At 34.3% G+C, this 18,373-nt stretch carries 16 protein-coding genes and 1 tRNA gene; 1 reads left to right on the plus strand and 16 read right to left on the minus strand.

Annotation, left to right across the window (positions count from 1 at the left end; translation table 11 throughout):
• Positions 1-5 precede the first annotated feature (5 nt).
• Entirely contained in the window at positions 6-476 is a 471-nt protein-coding gene (locus tag ABZA65_RS00600) for a redoxin domain-containing protein (RefSeq protein ID WP_373069508.1), read from the plus strand.
• Here ABZA65_RS00600 and ABZA65_RS00605 read toward each other — a convergent pair.
• From ABZA65_RS00605 to ABZA65_RS00680, 16 genes are all read right to left on the minus strand, one after another.
• Positions 466-1,263: an ion transporter gene (locus tag ABZA65_RS00605; RefSeq protein ID WP_373069510.1), complete on the minus strand. Its 798-nt coding sequence runs from the start codon at positions 1,261-1,263 to the stop codon at positions 466-468. The genes ABZA65_RS00600 and ABZA65_RS00605 overlap by 11 nt on opposite strands.
• Positions 1,264-1,367: 104 nt before the next feature.
• A complete protein-coding gene (locus ABZA65_RS00610; protein WP_373069512.1) occupies positions 1,368-4,760 on the minus strand; it encodes a molybdopterin-dependent oxidoreductase in 3,393 nt (1,130 codons plus the stop codon).
• A 13-nt stretch (positions 4,761-4,773) separates the two neighbouring features.
• Positions 4,774-5,679, minus strand: coding sequence for an NrfD/PsrC family molybdoenzyme membrane anchor subunit (gene nrfD, locus ABZA65_RS00615; RefSeq protein ID WP_373069514.1), 906 nt, complete (start codon positions 5,677-5,679; stop codon positions 4,774-4,776).
• On the minus strand, positions 5,679-6,317 hold the full coding sequence (locus ABZA65_RS00620; protein ID WP_373069516.1) for a 4Fe-4S dicluster domain-containing protein: 639 nt from the start codon (positions 6,315-6,317) through the stop codon (positions 5,679-5,681). The genes nrfD and ABZA65_RS00620 overlap by 1 nt, the downstream gene beginning before the upstream one ends.
• A 252-nt stretch (positions 6,318-6,569) precedes the next feature.
• Entirely contained in the window at positions 6,570-7,064 is a 495-nt protein-coding gene (locus tag ABZA65_RS00625; protein WP_373069518.1) for a DUF2231 domain-containing protein, read from the minus strand.
• 92 nt (positions 7,065-7,156) lie between these two features.
• The gene (hisD, locus tag ABZA65_RS00630; protein ID WP_373069520.1) at positions 7,157-8,449 is read right to left on the minus strand and encodes a histidinol dehydrogenase; all 1,293 of its coding nucleotides are present in this window, start codon (positions 8,447-8,449) and stop codon (positions 7,157-7,159) included.
• The gene (locus tag ABZA65_RS00635; protein ID WP_373069522.1) at positions 8,424-8,867 is read right to left on the minus strand and encodes a thioredoxin family protein; all 444 of its coding nucleotides are present in this window, start codon (positions 8,865-8,867) and stop codon (positions 8,424-8,426) included. The genes hisD and ABZA65_RS00635 overlap by 26 nt, the downstream gene beginning before the upstream one ends.
• A complete protein-coding gene (locus tag ABZA65_RS00640; protein WP_373069524.1) occupies positions 8,860-9,375 on the minus strand; it encodes a shikimate kinase in 516 nt (171 codons plus the stop codon). Before ABZA65_RS00640 ends, ABZA65_RS00635 begins: the two co-directional genes overlap by 8 nt.
• A 123-nt stretch (positions 9,376-9,498) precedes the next feature.
• Positions 9,499-9,583: transfer RNA gene (locus tag ABZA65_RS00645), tRNA-Leu, on the minus strand.
• Between the two features lie 76 nt (positions 9,584-9,659).
• Positions 9,660-9,974, minus strand: a complete 315-nt coding sequence (locus ABZA65_RS00650) for a F0F1 ATP synthase subunit C (protein WP_152307813.1) — start codon at positions 9,972-9,974, stop codon at positions 9,660-9,662.
• 142 nt (positions 9,975-10,116) lie between these two features.
• A complete protein-coding gene (locus tag ABZA65_RS00655; protein WP_373069526.1) occupies positions 10,117-12,300 on the minus strand; it encodes a polyribonucleotide nucleotidyltransferase in 2,184 nt (727 codons plus the stop codon).
• Positions 12,301-12,302: 2 nt separating this feature from the next.
• On the minus strand, positions 12,303-12,956 hold the full coding sequence (locus ABZA65_RS00660; RefSeq protein ID WP_373069528.1) for a phosphoribosyltransferase: 654 nt from the start codon (positions 12,954-12,956) through the stop codon (positions 12,303-12,305).
• A 1-nt stretch (position 12,957) separates the two neighbouring features.
• Positions 12,958-15,141, minus strand: coding sequence for an LPS-assembly protein LptD (locus tag ABZA65_RS00665; RefSeq protein WP_373069530.1), 2,184 nt, complete (start codon positions 15,139-15,141; stop codon positions 12,958-12,960).
• Positions 15,134-15,583: an RDD family protein gene (locus ABZA65_RS00670; RefSeq protein ID WP_373069532.1), complete on the minus strand. Its 450-nt coding sequence runs from the start codon at positions 15,581-15,583 to the stop codon at positions 15,134-15,136. Before ABZA65_RS00670 ends, ABZA65_RS00665 begins: the two co-directional genes overlap by 8 nt.
• A 13-nt stretch (positions 15,584-15,596) precedes the next feature.
• The gene (gene purD, locus ABZA65_RS00675) at positions 15,597-16,862 is read right to left on the minus strand and encodes a phosphoribosylamine--glycine ligase (RefSeq protein ID WP_373069534.1); all 1,266 of its coding nucleotides are present in this window, start codon (positions 16,860-16,862) and stop codon (positions 15,597-15,599) included.
• A 266-nt stretch (positions 16,863-17,128) separates the two neighbouring features.
• Positions 17,129-18,328: a sensor histidine kinase gene (locus ABZA65_RS00680; protein ID WP_373069536.1), complete on the minus strand. Its 1,200-nt coding sequence runs from the start codon at positions 18,326-18,328 to the stop codon at positions 17,129-17,131.
• Positions 18,329-18,373 lie beyond the last annotated feature (45 nt).

An 18,373-nucleotide genomic window follows, 5' to 3' on the forward strand; every position in this document is an offset into this window, starting at 1 on the left:
TTGACATGAAAGAAAAAATCAAGCACTACCTAAAAGAAATATCTTTATTCTTTTTAGTAATGGTAGTGTTTGCAAATATTTTTAGCTTCTATAGAGCCATTAATTTAAACAAGCAGGCTCTAGATATAAACTACTCATATAACAAATCAAAACCTATTCTTATTCACATCTGGGCTACATGGTGTCCGACATGTCATATAGAGGCTTCAAATATTCAGTCTATATCAAAAGATTATCAAGTATTAACTTTTGCCGTAAAGTCAGGCTCAGATGAAGAAATAAAACAATATATGGATGATAATAACCTAAATTTTAATGTTATTAATGATTACGAAGGATATTATGCAAGGAATTTTAATGTAAGTGCATACCCAACAACTTTTATCTATGATAAAGATCAAAACCTAATCTTTAATGAAGTCGGATACACAAGTACTATAGGTCTAAGACTTAGAATGTGGTATGCTAGTCTTTAGACCTTAACATATCTTTTAACTCTTTTATCTCTGCTCTAAGAGCTATTATATGCTCATTTGTATGTATCTCACTCAAGTGTACTTCATCTATTAAATGTTCGCTCTCACCTTTGTTTAGTTCAGCCATAGCATCAACTACAATTGCTACTATTAAGTTGATCATAACAAAAGTCACAAGAAATATAAAAGGTACAAAAAACACCCATGCTTGTGGATATACTTCCATAACAGGGCGTACTATCCCCATAGACCATGATTCTAAGGTCATAATCTGAAATAGTGTGTAAAATGATGCTCCTAGAGTACCAAACCATTCTGGAAACTTTTCACCGTATAACTGTGTAGACATTATGGCAAATATATAAAAGAACAAACTCATAAGAGCTGCAATAGAGATCATCCCAGGTATAACGCTGATCAAAGCAGAAACTATTTTACGCATTTGCGGTACTACAGTTATTAGTCTAAATAGCCTTAAAACTCTTAGTATTCTAAATATCTCAAAACCTGCATTTGCCGGTACTAAAGAGATAGCAACAATTATAAAGTCAAATATACTCCATGGATCTTTAAAAAATGAGACTCTATGAACATAAATACGAAGAATAATCTCAACAGTAAAGATTGATATTACTAAAATATCAAATGTATGTAGAAGTGTGCCAAAGCTATCAACTATACTTTTTGATGTTTCTAGCCCCATAGTGATACCGTTTATAACGATTAAAGCAATAATGAAATTTTGAAATTTTGAACTCTCAACTAAGGTTCTAATTTTTTCGTACATATTTCAACCCCTAAAATTTTTTTAGAAATATTAGCAGAAAAAGTAAAATGAATAGATATAAAAAGTTTTATGAAGATTAAAAAGAAGGGTTAAAAATCAAAGGATTAACCTTTGATTTTAACTTTGTATGCTTTATCAGATAATGGCACCCACGGACGTTTAATGTGCTGTGGACGACGTAGTGTATCTTTTTCATTTAGAGGACGAGTTAAATCATCTCTCCAACCTTTGTAAATTTTGAAGTTGTTTTCATAATTTACATAGATATCACCAATTTTGTCACCTGCTTGAGATGGCTCAAGGATAACTTTTTGGTGCCAACAGTGCATACCAGAAATTGGATCCGGGTGAGCTGCAGCTACAGCATTTTGCCATGAACCACTTAGACCATCCCACCAGATGTTTCCACTGTCACGGTTGTATTCAGCAAATCTCTCAGAGTGGAAAGGTGTAATTCCCTTAGTATATTTAAGTTTACCCTCTTTACCATCCATAGATAATTCAGCAGTTGGAACACCGAAGCTATTTAAGCCACTTGTTCCATCATAGTCTTCGATCTTAATTTGTGCACCTACAGCACCTGCATTCTCAGGTGAATGTGCCATAAACTTAGGATCAGTCATATCACGTGGCATTGGCTGAGAATCAACTTTACCATCAGTTACACCATTTGGAATAGTTACTGAGTTAACAAGTTTCCATCTACCACCGTGGTGTGAACAAGCTAGAGTACCAGGAAGAACACCTTCAGTAGGTACAGCCATAGCTACAAAGTAACCAGACTCTAATCCTGTTACAGAATCCACGATTCTAACACGGATAGCATCACCACGTTTGAAACCTTGACGCTTAGCATCACCAGTTGAGATCCAGATTGGATCGTGGTTTTGTGAAATCTCCATTAAGTGCTTAGAGTTCGCAGAACGTGTATGGATATTGTACGGTAAACGGAATACTGTATTTAATGCATACGAGTTCTTCTCAGTCATATAAGAGTGATCTACATGAGATACGATGTGTTTCATCTCTTTTTTCTCTTTTGGAGTTCTAGGATAGAAAGGTACTGCATATTCTGGCCATTTCCAATCATCAGCTAACCACTCACAGAAGAAGTCAAGTTTCTTATCTAGTGTTGCGAAACCTTCCATTTTCTTACCATCTATCTCAATACCGATAGATTTTTTCTTACCATGAGATTCAGCTGTCATAACACCTGTACGTTTATTAATATGTACATGTTTTTTCTCATATTTATGACCGTGTGAGATATAGTGTGTACTAGTCTCTTTGATCTCTTTTTCTTGTGCAGAATAGATATTATTCTCTTCCATCCAAGCACCATGTTCTCTCATATACTCATATACAGGGAACTCTGCATTTTTGTATCTTGAATCAGCTGTTGCTGTAGCTTTAAGATTTGGTAAGTTATCACCAAATGCAGCATCATACCACTCAGAAATTGTAACAGGTTTACCTGGGTTCTTTTTAGATTCCCACATTTTCTTGATACCAAGTTTTCCAGTAGGATCAATATAGTTAACACACATATCAAACCAGAACTCATTCTCTTCCCATACTTCACCAAGACCAGCTTTGATATGAGCTTCAAGAGTAGCACGGTTAGGGTTTTTAGGTTTCCATCCAGCTTTCTCTAATGCTACACGCATAACAGGCTGACGGAAAGATGTCCAACGTGCCGGCATTGTAGCTTCAGAGTGTTGATCGTGACGCTCACCAGCTAAACCAACAGGAAGAACATAATCAACATACCAGTTAGTCTCAGACCATACAGGTGAAAGGTTAAATGTAAGTTCCATTTTCTTTTCATCTTTGATCGTATCGATCCATCTGAAACCATCTGGGTTAATCCAAACTGGGTTATACATACGAGGAATCCATACAGACAGTTTTTCAGGTACATTTAGACCTTTAGCCTGCCATTTTTTCTGCCACTCAGTATCCGCTAATAAGTGTGGTAATAGGTATGACAACTCATAAGTTGACAATGGCCATTCTGGCGGCCAAGTAAGTTCATTATAAACATCAACTTTAGGGATGTTAGAACCACGTTTACCTTGACCAACAGTTGCAGAACCACCTTTACCAGCTACAGAAATAACATGGAAGTGGTGGAAGAAAGTACCACCCTCAGGTCCGATTGCACCACGAAGTGCTAATGGTAAGAAACCTGTACGACCACTCATCCATCCACCACGGTTACCAGCTGCAGTTGCACGCCAGAAATAAGTAGAGATTGAACTACCAGCCCAAATGAACATGTCATATAATTCTTCTAGTTTATATGCAGGAACGTGAGTCTCTTTAGATACATGCTCTAAAGTATACGGTTGATACATCTCAGTTATAGTATCTAAGAATGCGTCAAAAGTGTTTTTCTTAGGAGCTTTTTTGATATAACCTTTTTCTACCATAAATTTAAGGTAGTCTTTGTTATCCATCATAACTTCCCAGTTTAGCCATTTCTTAACGAAATCTTTATCTACTTTCTTCTCATTTAAAATTCTTTGAGCTAAGTATAGATAAATTAAAGGCTCAGTACCAGGCCATGCAGCGATCCACATATCAGCCATACCGGCAGAGTTAGACATACGTGGATCCATAACTACAAGTTTTGCACCCTTAGCTCTTGCATCTGCAATAAACGAAGCTGATTGTTGGAAGTAGTGACCAGCATCAGCAGCGTGAGATGAGTTAAGGAAAATAAGCTTAGCGTTAGCCCAATCCGGAGAACTTCTATCATCATTCGCCCATTGGATAGTTGGAGTACGACCACCAGATGAACAGATGTTAGTGTGTGAGTTAAATGCATCACAACCAAGTGTATGCCAAACTTTACCTGTGAAACCGTTCTCATTTGGACGACCAACGTGGAACATTACAGTTTTCTTAGATAACTCATCACCTTTAGCTAGTGTATCTCCCATTTTCTTACCAATAGCAGTCATAGCTTCATCCCAAGTAGTACGAACCCACTTACCTTCACCACGAGCAGAACCTGCAGCACGCTTAAGTGGGAATGCTATACGGTCTGGATCATACATTTGAGATTGTGTAGCATAACCTTTTGCACAGTTACGACCACGAGAAGCTGGGTGTAATGGGTTACCCATATACTTTTTAACTGTAAAAGTTTTCTTATCAATCCAAGCTGTTAAACCACAAGAAGCCTCACAGTTTGAACAAGCAGTAGGTACGATAGTGTAATCGTGAGCTTCAATACCATCCGGATTTGATTCACTCTTAACACCGTGACGTTCAATACCACCACGTTTCCAGTCTTGTCCACTTAACTCAGAAAAGTTTTCCCACTCTTCCATCGGTGGGTAAAACGATAATGAATCTGGAGTATTTGTAAATTTAGAGTCTTTTACTGACTCAGCAACTGCATCAGTTGTAAATACACCTTTTGCAATAGCGGCACCTGCAACAGTAAATGCAGCGCCTTTTAAAAATGTTCTTCTACTTTGTAAATACATTAATATATTCTCCTTAACTCATTGGTAATAATTGTGGAATCATTAGCCAAACATGTTTAACTACCCACAGACCTGCTATTGCTAAAATCGCAGCAAGTTTTAAAATACTAGCACTATTGTTAGTTCTAGCTAATAGAATTAGACCCATTGGGATTAAGTATGCAACCCATTGACCTAACCAGAACATTACAGTATATGGACCATCACCTTTGATGTATTCAAGTACTGCAGCAACTTCTTCTGCTTTCATTGGTCCGAAGATATACTCTGCCATATACATTGTGAAAGACATAAATGCACTTAAACCTAAAACAGCGCCTAAAGTTCTTTGAGCTTTTTCATCTAACTTGCTTCCGCCAAGTAAGATCATAGTTGCAGAACCAGCAAGTAATGCAGCTAAGATCATTTGAGCAGTTTCAGTTGGCATTTGCCATAATTCACGTGCAGTACATTGACTCATTAGTGCTGCTGTATACATTGTTACAGGTATAGCTAAAATAACTACAGGAGTTAACCATTTATCAAACGCTGCATTGTCTTTTTTGATAAAAGAAAAGTATGCAAGTAAAAATAGTAAACCAACAAAAATAGTAGCCATCCATGCACCAATAGTAATTGCCGATGTTACGTGTGGATAGAAAAAGATATGCCACATTCTAAACGGTTGGTGTAGATCTGCTAGTGTAAATAATAAGAATATATGTATAAATATAATTGACACTAAAGTAGTTGAAAATCTTAAATCTTTAGCTGATTCAGGGTGTTTTCTTAAAAGTAAGAAAAGCATAAAAATAACACCTGTACCGATAGATTTTGCCCACATATTAACCGTAACAAGCCAAGGCCAAACTGTACCAGGGATAGCTACATCTAAAGTAACTACAGCATTAGTCGCTGCTAAAATTTCATGTGCTGCCATTAGTGGTGACCTCCTACTGGTAATGTTGTAATCTTGTTAAATAAAGAATGTCCATCAACTCTATGAGAAGCTAAAGGATTTAAGTTTACATTTCCTCCACTTGTGTAGTAGTGGTGAGGGTTAGTACCTTTTTCAGGTTTTCTAACTTGTACGTTACTTTGGTTTTTACTTATATATTGAGAAATATTTGATGTTGGATCATCTAAATCACCAAAAATATTAGCTTGAACAGGACATGCTACAACACACGCTGGCATCATTGAAGAAGCTACACGGTGAGCACAGTATGTACACTTATCTGCTGTTTGTGTTTGAGGATCTATGTAGATAGCTCCATACGGACAAGCCATAACACAACCAGCACAACCTATACAACGCTCTTTATCGATATTTACAATACCGTTTTCTAAGTAATGTAAAGCAGATACCGGACAAATTCTTTCACACGGTGCATTTTCACAATGGTTACATCTAAGAGGTGTAAAAGTTCTCTTTGTTTCAGGAAAAGTTCCAACATCTACATATTTAACACGAAGTCTCCATGTACTTAGTGGAACTTCATTTTCCACTTTACATGCGATTTCACAGCCTTTACATCCCATACAAAGATGTAAATCAACTAGAAAGCCTAATTGCATATATACTCCTTCAACCTTAATGGTAAATTTAAGATTTATAACTACTAGTAATTTATTTTAAAAGCCCAACTTATAATGCTCAAAAAGGGCTTTAACTACCAAAAATACTATCTAAGTGAAACTTAAATAAGATATAAATTCGTGATATTTTTTTGATAAAATTTAGAGTGTGTAGTTTTGAAAATTTTTTTATTTTTTTGTAAGTTTAGAGAGGTTTACTTTAAATAAATGAGAGGATGATCTCTCATTTACTTATTCTTCGGCATCTTCAGCAAGTGAATCAAGATACTCTTCAGGGTCATCAATGCACTCTAAACCTTTAGCATGATCTTTTACATGAGCACCATGAGTGAACGTAAGCTCACCTCCCATTTTACCTTGGTATAGTACTCCCGCTGCTATAAGAGCTACCAATACTACAGATACTATCTCAACTTTTTTGTTTTGTTTTTGACATCCATAAAATTTAATAATAGCAGCAAAAGCCATTGCTATCGTAATGTATAAACCAAGATCCTTATGAGCTAAAAGAAGTTTTCTTCCTTCACCGCCTAATGACATAAAGACCTCTGAGCCATCATGTTTGCCAGTAAAATAAGCAGCTATGATAAAAAGTGCTGCAAATACAAAAAACCTGCTAGAGATCTTTGACATAAGTTCGTTTGGCTTATATAGATAAGCAATGCCTAGTATAAGTGAGATAATTGGTAGTGAGATAGCAAAATGTGCTATTGCAGGGTGTAACATAATTCAATCCTTTAAAAAAATTGAGTTATGTTAACAATTTAACTTATAGTTTTTTCTTATAAAATTTAATTAAATTTAATTTTATAAATATTCTATTTATCCATTCTTACTCTTACAGATTGCTCATGAGCTGTTAAACCTTCTGTATTTGCGATGAGGGCACACTCTTCACCAATCTCATTAATACCTTTTTTGCTAAAAGATATAATTGACGTCTTTTTCATAAAGTTCTCAACACCAAGTGGCGAATAAAATTTGGCTGTACCTCCAGTTGGAAGTGTATGGTTTGGTCCAGCTACATAATCACCAACAGCTTCTGGTGTATTATGACCTAAGAACACAGCACCTGCGTGTTTTATAGATGCTAATAATTCAAAGGCATTATTAGTAGCTATCTCTAAATGTTCAGGTGCCAACTGATTCATAAGATCAATTGCTTCATCCATATCTTTTGTAACTATAATAGCTCCGCGTGTCTCAATAGATTTTCTAGCTATCTCTTGGCGAGATAGTTTTTGTAACCAATCTTCTATTTTAATTTTTACAGTATTAGCTAAAGTTTGAGAAGGAGTTATCAATATAGAACTTGCCATCTCATCATGTTCAGCTTGTGAAAGTAGATCTACCGCTAAGTGATTAGGATTTGCACTCTCATCTGCCAAAATCCCAATTTCACTTGGTCCTGCGATCATATCTATATTAACATCACCAAAAACCATTTTTTTAGCAGTTGCAACGAAAATATTTCCAGGTCCTGTAATAACATCAACCTTAGGAATATTTTCAGTTCCATAAGCCATAGCAGCAATAGCAGATGCTCCACCAACTTTATAAACTTCTGTTACACCACATAAGTGACAAGCTGCAAGTAAAAGTTCATTTGGTTCATTATCTGGTGTAGGAGTACATACTACTATCTCTTGTACACCTGCAACTTGTGCCGGAATAACATTCATTAAAAGTGAAGACGGATATGCAGCTTTTCCACCTGGAATATAAAGTCCTGCACTATCCACAGGTGTTACTCTTTGTCCTAATATTGTTCCGTTTGGCTCATCATCGAACCAAGATTTAGGTTTTTGTTTTTCATGATAAGTTTTGATTCTTTCATATGCTAAGTGCAGTGCATCTCTTAATTCACCATTTATATTATTGTAAGCATGTAACATAGATTCAGTTGATATTTTAAGATCATCATCCTCTTTTGGTTCCCAGTTATCAAACTTCGCAATATGTCCAAATAAAGCTTTGTTTTTATCCTCTTTTATCTCTTTTATTATTCCGCCTACTATACCGCTAACATTTTCGATATCCATCTTTCCACGGCTTAGAAGCTCTTCAAACTCTAAATCAAAACTATTACTTGTTGAGCTTGTAAAAATCATTCTTTGTTCCTTTTCTTTTATTAAATTCTTCTTTAACTATAGCTAAAGCCTGTAAAAAATTGTTTGCGTCTATTGCACCCATAACAGGCTCAAACATTGGCTCACCAGATGGCATTAAAAACCAAATAGCAGGAGTCCCAGGTCTCCATAATTCACGTGGCATATAATCTCTCTCATCAGAATAAGACGTAACTGATATAAAATCTCTATCTAAAGCCTTGAGTACTCTAGCATCTTTTAAAGTTGTCTCTTCTAGCATTACACAGTACTTACACGAATGACGTGAACTTATAAAAAGTACCGGTTTATTTTGTTCTTTTGCTTTTTTTAATGCACTATGGTAGTCTTTTTCCCAGTTAACATCAGATGCCATAAGAGTTAATACACTCATAAGCATTATAAATAAAATTTTATACATACTTTTTTACCTTTTTTAAAAGTTCTTTAGCACAATCGTAAGCACTTTTATTAGTAACATCTATAACCACATCTGCAACTTCCAAATATTCAGGACGACGTTCATCATATAGCTTTTGAGCAAGTTTCAGATCATTTAAGAGTGGTCTTTTTTTAATCTTCTTAACAGCATTTGGATGGGCTTTTATTCTTTTTATTATATCTTCAAAAGGGCTGTCAAGTAAAACAATAACTCCAATATCTTTTATATTTTTTTGCTTGTAAAAACCACCACCAGTTGAAATAAGAGTATTTTTTAAACTTGTTTCTAACCAATGAGCCACTTTTTTTTCAATAGATCTAAAATGCTTTTCACCGTCTTCTTGAAATATTTTTTTTATTTTTTTATTTTCCATTGTCTCTATAAGATCGTCTGTATCTATAGTAATGTACTCTGAATGTTTTATAACTTCACGAGCCACACTACCTTTGCCGACACCCATAAAACCAATTAGTACTATATTTTTCACTAAATATTTTCCTCTTACGTCAATAATAAACATACTTATAGCTTATAGATGACATTATACTGAAAAAGTCTTATATTATGAAAGTTTTGTGTATATAAAAAGTTTTTATGAAATAATTTGAAATGGTGCGATCGGAGGGATTTGAACCCTCACACCCGTAGGGCACTACCCCCTCAAGATAGCGTGTCTACCGTTCCACCACGATCGCAAAAAAAGAAGAAAAAAAAAGCCCGACTCCTAAGAGCCAGGCTTTTTCTGAGGTACATTTAGTTAAATCTTAAAGATTAACCTAAATATGGGTTAGCGTAAAGTGCGATTAACGCAATTACTAGTGCATAAATAACTTGTGCTTCGATCATTGCAAGAGCGATGAACATTGTAGTCATAAGTTTAGCACCTAAACCTGGGTTACGAGCAGTACCAGCGATTGTAGCAGCAGCAGTATGACCCATACCGATAGCTCCACCTAATGCAGCTAAACCAAGACCAAGACCAGCAGCGATCATTGAGTAAGCTTTAAGAGTTTGGTTTGCAACTTCACCGTCAGATGCAAGTGCAGCAGTAGCTAAAGCTACCATTAATACAAGAATTTTTTTCATAAAATTTCTCCGTTAAAATTTTTACAAATACGTTCGGATAGCGTAACCTCATCGTTAAATGAAGCAACCTAAACATAAATGCCTAGATTTCCCTACTAGATATTCGATGCGCGATTATATATAAAATATAATTAAGATTATATTAAAATACTCTGCCTAAAGAGATTTTATTACCTTTAAATTCTAAAATCTCTACTGTTACTTCGTCACCTTCACTTAAAACATCAGAAACCTTTTCTACTCTATCTTTAGATATTTTAGATATATGAAGTAAACCATCTGTTCCATCAGGTAGCTCTATAAAAGCACCAAAGTCAACTATCTTTTTAACAGTCCCAGGGTATTTATCTCCAACCTCGTACTTGATTTTTTGAACTTTTGGTTTTGATACGATGCCCTCAATATGTTCACGCGCTCCAGCTATACCTGATTTATTTTTACCAGTTACTTTTACTTTACCCTCTTTTTTATCAATATCAATTGCTACTTCAAATTTCTCTATGATCTCACGGATATTTTTACCGGCTTGACCAATTATGTCACCTATAAAACTTGGGTCTATATGGAAAAAGTCAGTTGTTGGAAGTACACCGTCATTAAACTCTATTTTACTCTCAGCTTCTAGCATGATATCAATTATATGACTTCTACCCTCTTTTGCCTGGTAAAGTGCTTCTTTAAGTACATCTAAACTAATTCCACCTAGTTTAATATCCATCTGCATAGCAGTAATACCATCTTTGCTACCAGTTACTTTAAAGTCCATATCTCCATCATGATCTTCAAGTCCCATAATATCCGATAAAATAGCATATTTATCACCTTCACTAACCATACCCATAGCAATTCCGGCTACAGTGTCACTTGTATCTATATCAGCAGCTTTAAGTGCCATGTAACCACCACATACAGTAGCCATAGACGATGAACCGTTTGATTCTAAAATTTCAGATACTAAACGGATAGTTTCACCATCAAGATTAACAATCGGCTCTAGAGCACGTTTAGCTAAGTTACCATGACCCAGTTCTCTTCTTTTTACACCCATTATAGGTGAAGCTTCACCAACCGAGAACCCAGGGAAGTTATAGTGAACCATAAAGTTCTCATCTTGAGTACCTTCTTCTGTAAGTGTTTCAAACATTTGAGCATCTTTAGCACCGCCTAGAGTTAAAACAACTAGTGCTTGAGTTTGACCACGTGTAAATAGACATGAAGAGTGAGCAGAAGGAAGTACATTAGTATCTATAGTTATAGGTCTTACTTCATTTAAAGCCCTACCATCAGCACGAACTTTATCATTAAGAATCTGACTTCTTACTTGTTCACGTTTTACTCTCTCAATTGCGTCTTTTAACTCAACCTCAGTCTCAACTTCAGCCCACTCTGTTTTTCTAGCTATTATATTTTTTCTTAACTCTCTTAAAGCAGTTGAACGCTCAGACTTTGCCATCTGATTCATTGCATTAGCTATATCATCTAGATGATTAGCTCTTACATAGCTTAGCATATCTTCGTTTATTACGTGAGCTTTATACTCAATTGCTTTTGTCTCTTTTTTATGGCTCTCAAAACTTTGTTCATACTTTGCATTTGATTCAAATAGTGCACTCTGAGTTTTCTCAAATACTTCAATAAGTTCATCTTCATTCATAGCATTTGATGTGTGGTTTGAAAGCATTACTGCACCCATACCAGGGTCAAGCATAGGATCAACCATAACATCGCTCATCTCAACATCTTCGCTTCCAAGTGTACGCATCTCAATCATCAGAAGATCATCTTTTGTACCTGAAAGATACAGGTCAAGTGTAGATTCTCTTAGTTGTGAAAGTGTCGGATTTAAAACTAACTCCCCATCAACTTTAGCTGCACGTATAGCACTAACTGAAGTATTTATATCTATATCACTTACATATAACGCAGCTGATGCAGCATTTAGTGCTAATACCTGAAGGTCACTTTCTTTATCAACCGAGAAAACCATAATAGTGATCTGAGTAGGATGACCAAAGCCTTTAGGGAACAATGGACGCAGACTTCTGTCAACTATACGTGATGTTAATGTTTCAAAATCACCAGGTTTTGTTTCACGTTTAAAAAATCCACCAGGCATCTTACCAGCTGCATATGTTTTTTCAATATACTGTACAGTTAATGGTAAAAAATCATCTTTAACAATCTCTGTCTCATCTATTACTACAGTTGCAAGTATTACAGTGTCTCCACATTTTAACCACGCACTTCCATTTGCTTGACGTGCTACATCACCAAAACTATATTCTTCTATTTTATTCACTAATTCTATTTTACTGTCATACTTCATACTTATTTTTCTCCTAATATTTCTTCTATTCTTTCTTCGCTAATATGTTCAAAATTTTCATAATAAAGTGGTGTTTCCACATAATCATCAATATCATAAATAAAGAATATATCATCACAAAACGGTTCTAGCAATTCTAAAACATCACTAGGTATTACCGGTACCGCAATATACACTGCTTTTGGCTTTTGAGCTAAAACTGCTTTTAATGCAGTCATAAATTTCAAACCACTCTCACTACCGTTATCAACAAGTACTACAACTTGATCTTTTACTGACTGAAAAGGCTTTCCTTTTCTATATTGATAAATATAACTTAATATCTTCTCTTCATGTTTTCTATGAGCTTCACCATATATATAATCGTATTTTATACCAAATGATTCTACAAGATCTTCATTAATAACGATCTCTTCACCTTCACACACACGAGCTACTTCACACTCTTCATTATTTGGTGCATATACTGGTTCAGAGAAAAGAAAATCAATTTTATTACTGTATCTTCCTCTAATTTTATGAGCTAAATCTAAACCATATCTTGATACTGCTACAAGTTTCCAATCCTGAGATTTAAACTTATCTAAAGGCATAATATCTCTTAAACCTATAGCAGCTTCCTGATTGTCTTTAAGAAGATTTATTTTTTCTCTCATATTAATTTCCTTTATATATCTCAGGCAGCTTATATGATAAGCCGGAATTTCCTCTAGATTCCATAAACGGTTTTAAAAGAATTGTAAAATATACATACCTGTCATATATAGAATTGTATTCATCACCGCTGTTAGACAAAATAGGTCTATTGTTTTCAACATACCTTAGACCAAAGTCCCAACATCTTTTTTTATATAAAAATCCAACTTCCAAGTTTTTTTTCAAATTTGTCTGTAAATCGTAATTATACACTATCTTATAAGAGTAGTGTTCATCATACTTATATGAGACTCTAGATGTAAGGTACTTAGAATATGGTTCTCCTGAATTAGTCTCACCATATTTATGAAAATTGTTTTTATATAGATAGGCTAAAGAAGTTGTAAAACCATAGCCTTTATATGTCAATCTATTATAAATTTTAGATAAATCATCTTCATCATGATTATAAAAAGTATTGTTATAAAAATTCAATCCTTCTGTTATTTGATAACTTAACTCGTTCTCCAACTCCCCATATTCTTCATTTTTTTCTCCTGCCTTATTATTGTAAATAATATTTTGAGAGAGTTTATGATAAAGAATTTGAGAGCCTGTTTTATCATAAAGGTATTGCGAAAACTCAATCTGAAAATCTTTATTTGTATCACTGACATTATAAAATTCACATGTTCCACTACTATTGTTTTCACATGTTTCTCTATAATCTTCATAATACCCATCGTCTTTTTTTTCACCTCTAAATGTATATTTTGCGCCTAAACTTACTACATGTGTATAATCAGTAAATGCTTTTGTTAAACTAGTATCTGCTTGTAAAACTGAATAGTTTTTTGCATAAAAACCATTATCATAATCTTGTGGATTATCTAGCTCATCACGTCCGGTAAAATTAGAAAACTGCCCATAAAGAAATGTTTGAAAAGAAAGGTTAAGATACTCATCAAACACTGATGTTTGCACTGTTAGAGGTATATTCACATCTGTTTGAACTACACCTATCCCCTCTTCTCTATATATATTTGTACTCTTTACATCTATGTTATACATAAAATGCTCATCTAGCAGTGTCTCTAAATAGTGGTGATAATGCAGGGTAGGAAGTTGCTGTAAAGTGTCAGAATTATGTTCTTTATTTAAATATTTATAATACTTTATATACGAACCATAATAGTTTTTTTCATTATTGTAAAACATATTTATACGTGATAAAATTTGCTGTGATGTTGCATTGCCAGTCGTATCATTAGTAGATAAATTTATATAGTCGACATCATTCATATGCTGAATGTCCATGTAAATTTCAGATTGCCCTTCTAATTTGACTCCAAACAATTGATTTAAAAAATCATAATTGACATAATCAAAATCAAATCCGTAGTGTTTTTGGTTAGCTAAATAGTTGTTTTCATAGTATTTTTTCTGCTCTTTAAAAGCACCAAGCGTTAAACTACCTTCAGAAACTTTAGAATCAACAAACCTAAAGTCCGTATATAAACCACTACCTCTGTTTGTTCTAATCTGAGGTTTTAACTCTAAATCCCACCAATTTTGCTCTGCAATATATATTGGTTGCTCATAATAAAAACCCTCATCACTTGATAAACCCAACGAAGGGTAAAGCAAGCCTGTACGTCTTGTTCTATCTAGGGAGTAACCAAAATAAGGTATGTAAAGAACTAAGATGTCATATATATACAATCTATTATTATAAGTATTAAGCCACATTGTTTCTTGATTATAATCAGATGATGTAAACTCCATTTTCCAGAGTGGCTTATTTGGATTACATCCACTTAATATTCCACTTTCTACATCAATATACAATTCATCTGCTTTTGCATCTTTGGCACTCATCCAGACTTCACTCTGATTTTCAACCATATAAAAAGGTTTAAATTCTCTTTGCTTGTCTTGTAGATTTATTCTTGCATATTCTCCGAGAATTTTATAACTTGTTCCCTGAGTAACTCTAATATTTTCAAAAAGTTCTAAAATTCCGCTTTGTTTATCATATTCGGCTCTTTTTGCACTTATGTAATAATCTTTATATACAACATTCACTTCACCTTCTGCATAAAGAATTTCATCTTTTGAATGAATATTCGTCGCAAATATCTCAACTTTTTCAGATGAAGATGCCAACGTATAAAAGATTAGTAAAAGAAAGAGAGTTCTAAACATTAACTACCAAAGTTTTTGCTGTTTTATCATGCCAAGCTTGACGCGATGGATCAAATATAGCCCATAAAAAACCAAGATAAAAGACAAGTTCACTTACTACTCTAAATATGGCACGGTTAAGTGCGCTTAATACGTTTGGATTATCAAGTGTAGCTATCTCTATTACACGTATTTTCATAACAAGTTTACCAATTGATGCACCGTACTGCATAACGAAAAATGCCTGATATATTATTTTTATAGTTAAGAACTCCATTACAAACATATTTGTAACTTCAATCATCTCCTGCATATCTTTAGCTGATGCAAAAGAATCCCATACAGCTAACACTAAAACAAAAGAGAGAAGTAGTTCATCTATTAAAAAAGCAGTAGCTCTTTTAGAGGTTGATGCTAGGCTCATCTCTTCACGGTGAAGTATATCCTCAATCTCTTCGTTCAAACTTTAGTCCTTTTTATAGTGCTTGATAAGCTATGTCTGTTCTTAGTTTTTTACCTGCATAGTGAACTTGTCCACATCTCATATATGCTCTATCTCTAGCTTCTTTAATCGTATCACCAAGACCCACGCACACTAATACTCTTCCGCCGTCTGCATAAAGCTTGTCATCTTGCATAGATACACCGGCATAAGATATATGTGTATATCTTTCTATATCTTCATGATGAGTTTCATCTAGTATGATCTCAGCAGGAGTTGAACTTCCATACGGATAATTCTCGCTTGCCATTACAACACCTACTGCATATTGCGAAGAGAATTCAACTTTAATCTCATTAAGTCTGTTTGTTGCTGCTTTTAAGAACATATCTGAAACACTTGAAGTCATAAGTGGCATTAGTATTTCACACTCTGGATCACCAAAACGTACATTGAACTCTAGAGTTAAAGGTTCACCGTTTACAACCATAATACCTATGAAAAGTACACCTTCAAAAGGTGCACCCTCTTTTTGCATACCATCTAGTGTAGGGCGAATGATTCTGTCTTTAACTTTTTGGTAAAGTGTCTCATCAACAAGTGGAGTTGGAGCATATGCACCCATACCACCTGTATTTGGACCCTCATCATTATCCATTAAACGCTTGTGATCCTGTGCAGCAGGTAGAAGAATATAGTCTTTACCATCACACACAGCAAACATAGAAAGTTCATATCCGTCTAAGAACTCTTCAACGATCACTTTAAGTCCTGCATCACCGAAACTTTTCCCACTTAACATTTCAGATATAGCAACTTTTGCTTCATCGTGATTTTGTGCAATAATAACACCTTTTCCACCACAAAGCCCGTCTGCTTTAACAACGATTGGAGCTGTCAATGAATCTGCAAATTTAAATGCCTCTTCAATTGAAGATGTTTCTATATATTTTGCAGTTGGGATATTGTATTTTGCTAAAAAGTTTTTCATATAAACTTTTGAACCCTCTAGTTGTGCAGCTTCTTTGCTTGGTCCAAAAATTGTAAGCCCTTGTGATTTAAAAATATCTACAACACCATCAACGAGTGGAGCTTCAGGACCTACTATTGTTAATTCTATATTGTTTTCTTTTGCATACTCAGCCAGTTCATTATAATCTTTAATATTTAAATTTGTACCTAAATTATTTGTAGCGCCATTACCAGGCTGAAAAAAAAGTTCGTGTTGTTCGTCTTCGTTTGAAATAGCTCTTGCAATAGAATATTCGCGTCCACCTGAACCAAGTATCAAAATTTTCATAAATTTTCCTGTGAATTTTTTAATTGAAATGAAAAAGCCCGAAAGACCGACTTGCAATTGGTTCGGTTCTCAAGGCCGAATTTGGGCGAAGAGAGAACTTTATAAAGGCGGCAGAATCTCAGTAGAACTAACTACCTCCAACGATAATACCGGCACACAAAAGTTCTAGTAATTCGCAAAGTGAATATGTAGAACCCTCATTTGTGCAAATATCGAGCCTTTCAGACTATTAATATAATTATACACAATAAAATCAAAAAACAATATTAACTTTTTTTGATAGTTATCTTAAAAACTGCTCCGTTATTTTCGTTATAAGCCTCTATAGTTGCAGACTGCGCATCTAATATTTTTTTTGCAATACTTAGTCCCACTCCCATACCGCCTTCAGGCTTATCTGATACAAAAGGTTCAAAAAGATCATCAACAATATCTTCAGAAATTCCACCGGCATTGTCTATAAATTTAATCTCAATATATGAGTTAACTTCAGATATCTCTATACTTAACTTTCTATCATCATAATTTGGTTTCTTTTTTAACGCATCCAAAGCGTTATTAATTATTATGATCCATGCTTGTTCTAATCTTTGTTCTTCAACGTCTGCCAAATATTCAAATCTATTTTTTGAGCTCTCTAATGTAAATTCTTCGCCATTTATATATATTTTACAGAGATGTTTAGAGTTGTTGTGTGCCATTATGAGTGCAGTAATCAATGTTGAATATATATTAATTCGTTTTAACTCAACTTTTGTATGTTGAGACATTTCACGCATTGATTCAACTATTGTTGAAATTCTATCTATACCAGATTGTATATCTTTAATATCTTCCAAAATTTGCTCTTTTGATTGATAATCATCAGGCAGATCTTCAAGATCCATTTTAACCATCTCAATATTCCCTTTAACGTATGTTAAAGGGGTGTTAATTTCATGGGTGATACCTGCAGCCAGCTGACCGATAGCTGTAAACTTTACATTGGCTAATTGTTCCTGTTCGTGTTGGATCAGTATCTCTTTGTTTTTTTCACTCTCTTGATGTACACTCCATTGCAGTTCATTCTCATGTTTTTCATGTTCTGTGATATCTATCATTATACAAACATAACCAACATAACTTCCATCTATGTTTATAGCACTTTTATAAAATTCATAAACTTTTGGTTTTTGTGATTTTAAAGCAAATATCTCTTTGTAATGAATACTATCTTTTTTTAATAGCTGAGCATCCATCTCGTGATGCAGGATATATAAAGTCTCTTGGATACTGTTTGTAGTGTGTAGAATGTCTTCTTTTTGTTTGTTTATTAAATCAAGAAAAGCTCTGTTACATTCTATATACTTACCTTCCTTGTCTTTAGCAAAAAAAGGAACTGACAGGGAATTGGAAAGTCTGTTAAAACTATTTAAGTTATTTTGTAGTTTATGTATCGTTTTATTTTTATTATCAAGTTTATACAATAAGTAAAATATAAACAATAATGATAAAAATAAGATTAGATATAA

The sequence above is a fragment of the Sulfurimonas sp. genome (genome assembly GCF_041583195.1).
Classification (GTDB): Bacteria; Campylobacterota; Campylobacteria; order Campylobacterales; family Sulfurimonadaceae; genus Sulfurimonas.

Excerpts from the sequence above, each read along its gene's own strand:
- ABZA65_RS00600 (WP_373069508.1), top strand. The coding sequence starts at position 6 with ATGAAAGAAAAAATCAAGCACTACCTAAAAGAAATATCTTTATTCTTT.
- ABZA65_RS00605 (WP_373069510.1), bottom strand. The coding sequence starts at position 1,263 with ATGTACGAAAAAATTAGAACCTTAGTTGAGAGTTCAAAATTTCAAAAT.
- ABZA65_RS00610 (WP_373069512.1), bottom strand. The coding sequence starts at position 4,760 with ATGTATTTACAAAGTAGAAGAACATTTTTAAAAGGCGCTGCATTTACT.
- nrfD (WP_373069514.1), bottom strand. The coding sequence starts at position 5,679 with ATGGCAGCACATGAAATTTTAGCAGCGACTAATGCTGTAGTTACTTTA.
- ABZA65_RS00620 (WP_373069516.1), bottom strand. The coding sequence starts at position 6,317 with ATGCAATTAGGCTTTCTAGTTGATTTACATCTTTGTATGGGATGTAAA.
- ABZA65_RS00625 (WP_373069518.1), bottom strand. The coding sequence starts at position 7,064 with ATGTTACACCCTGCAATAGCACATTTTGCTATCTCACTACCAATTATC.
- hisD (WP_373069520.1), bottom strand. The coding sequence starts at position 8,449 with ATGATTTTTACAAGCTCAACAAGTAATAGTTTTGATTTAGAGTTTGAA.
- ABZA65_RS00635 (WP_373069522.1), bottom strand. The coding sequence starts at position 8,867 with ATGTATAAAATTTTATTTATAATGCTTATGAGTGTATTAACTCTTATG.
- ABZA65_RS00650 (WP_152307813.1), bottom strand. The coding sequence starts at position 9,974 with ATGAAAAAAATTCTTGTATTAATGGTAGCTTTAGCTACTGCTGCACTT.
- ABZA65_RS00655 (WP_373069526.1), bottom strand. The coding sequence starts at position 12,300 with ATGAAGTATGACAGTAAAATAGAATTAGTGAATAAAATAGAAGAATAT.
- ABZA65_RS00660 (WP_373069528.1), bottom strand. The coding sequence starts at position 12,956 with ATGAGAGAAAAAATAAATCTTCTTAAAGACAATCAGGAAGCTGCTATA.
- ABZA65_RS00665 (WP_373069530.1), bottom strand. The coding sequence starts at position 15,141 with ATGTTTAGAACTCTCTTTCTTTTACTAATCTTTTATACGTTGGCATCT.
- purD (WP_373069534.1), bottom strand. The coding sequence starts at position 16,862 with ATGAAAATTTTGATACTTGGTTCAGGTGGACGCGAATATTCTATTGCA.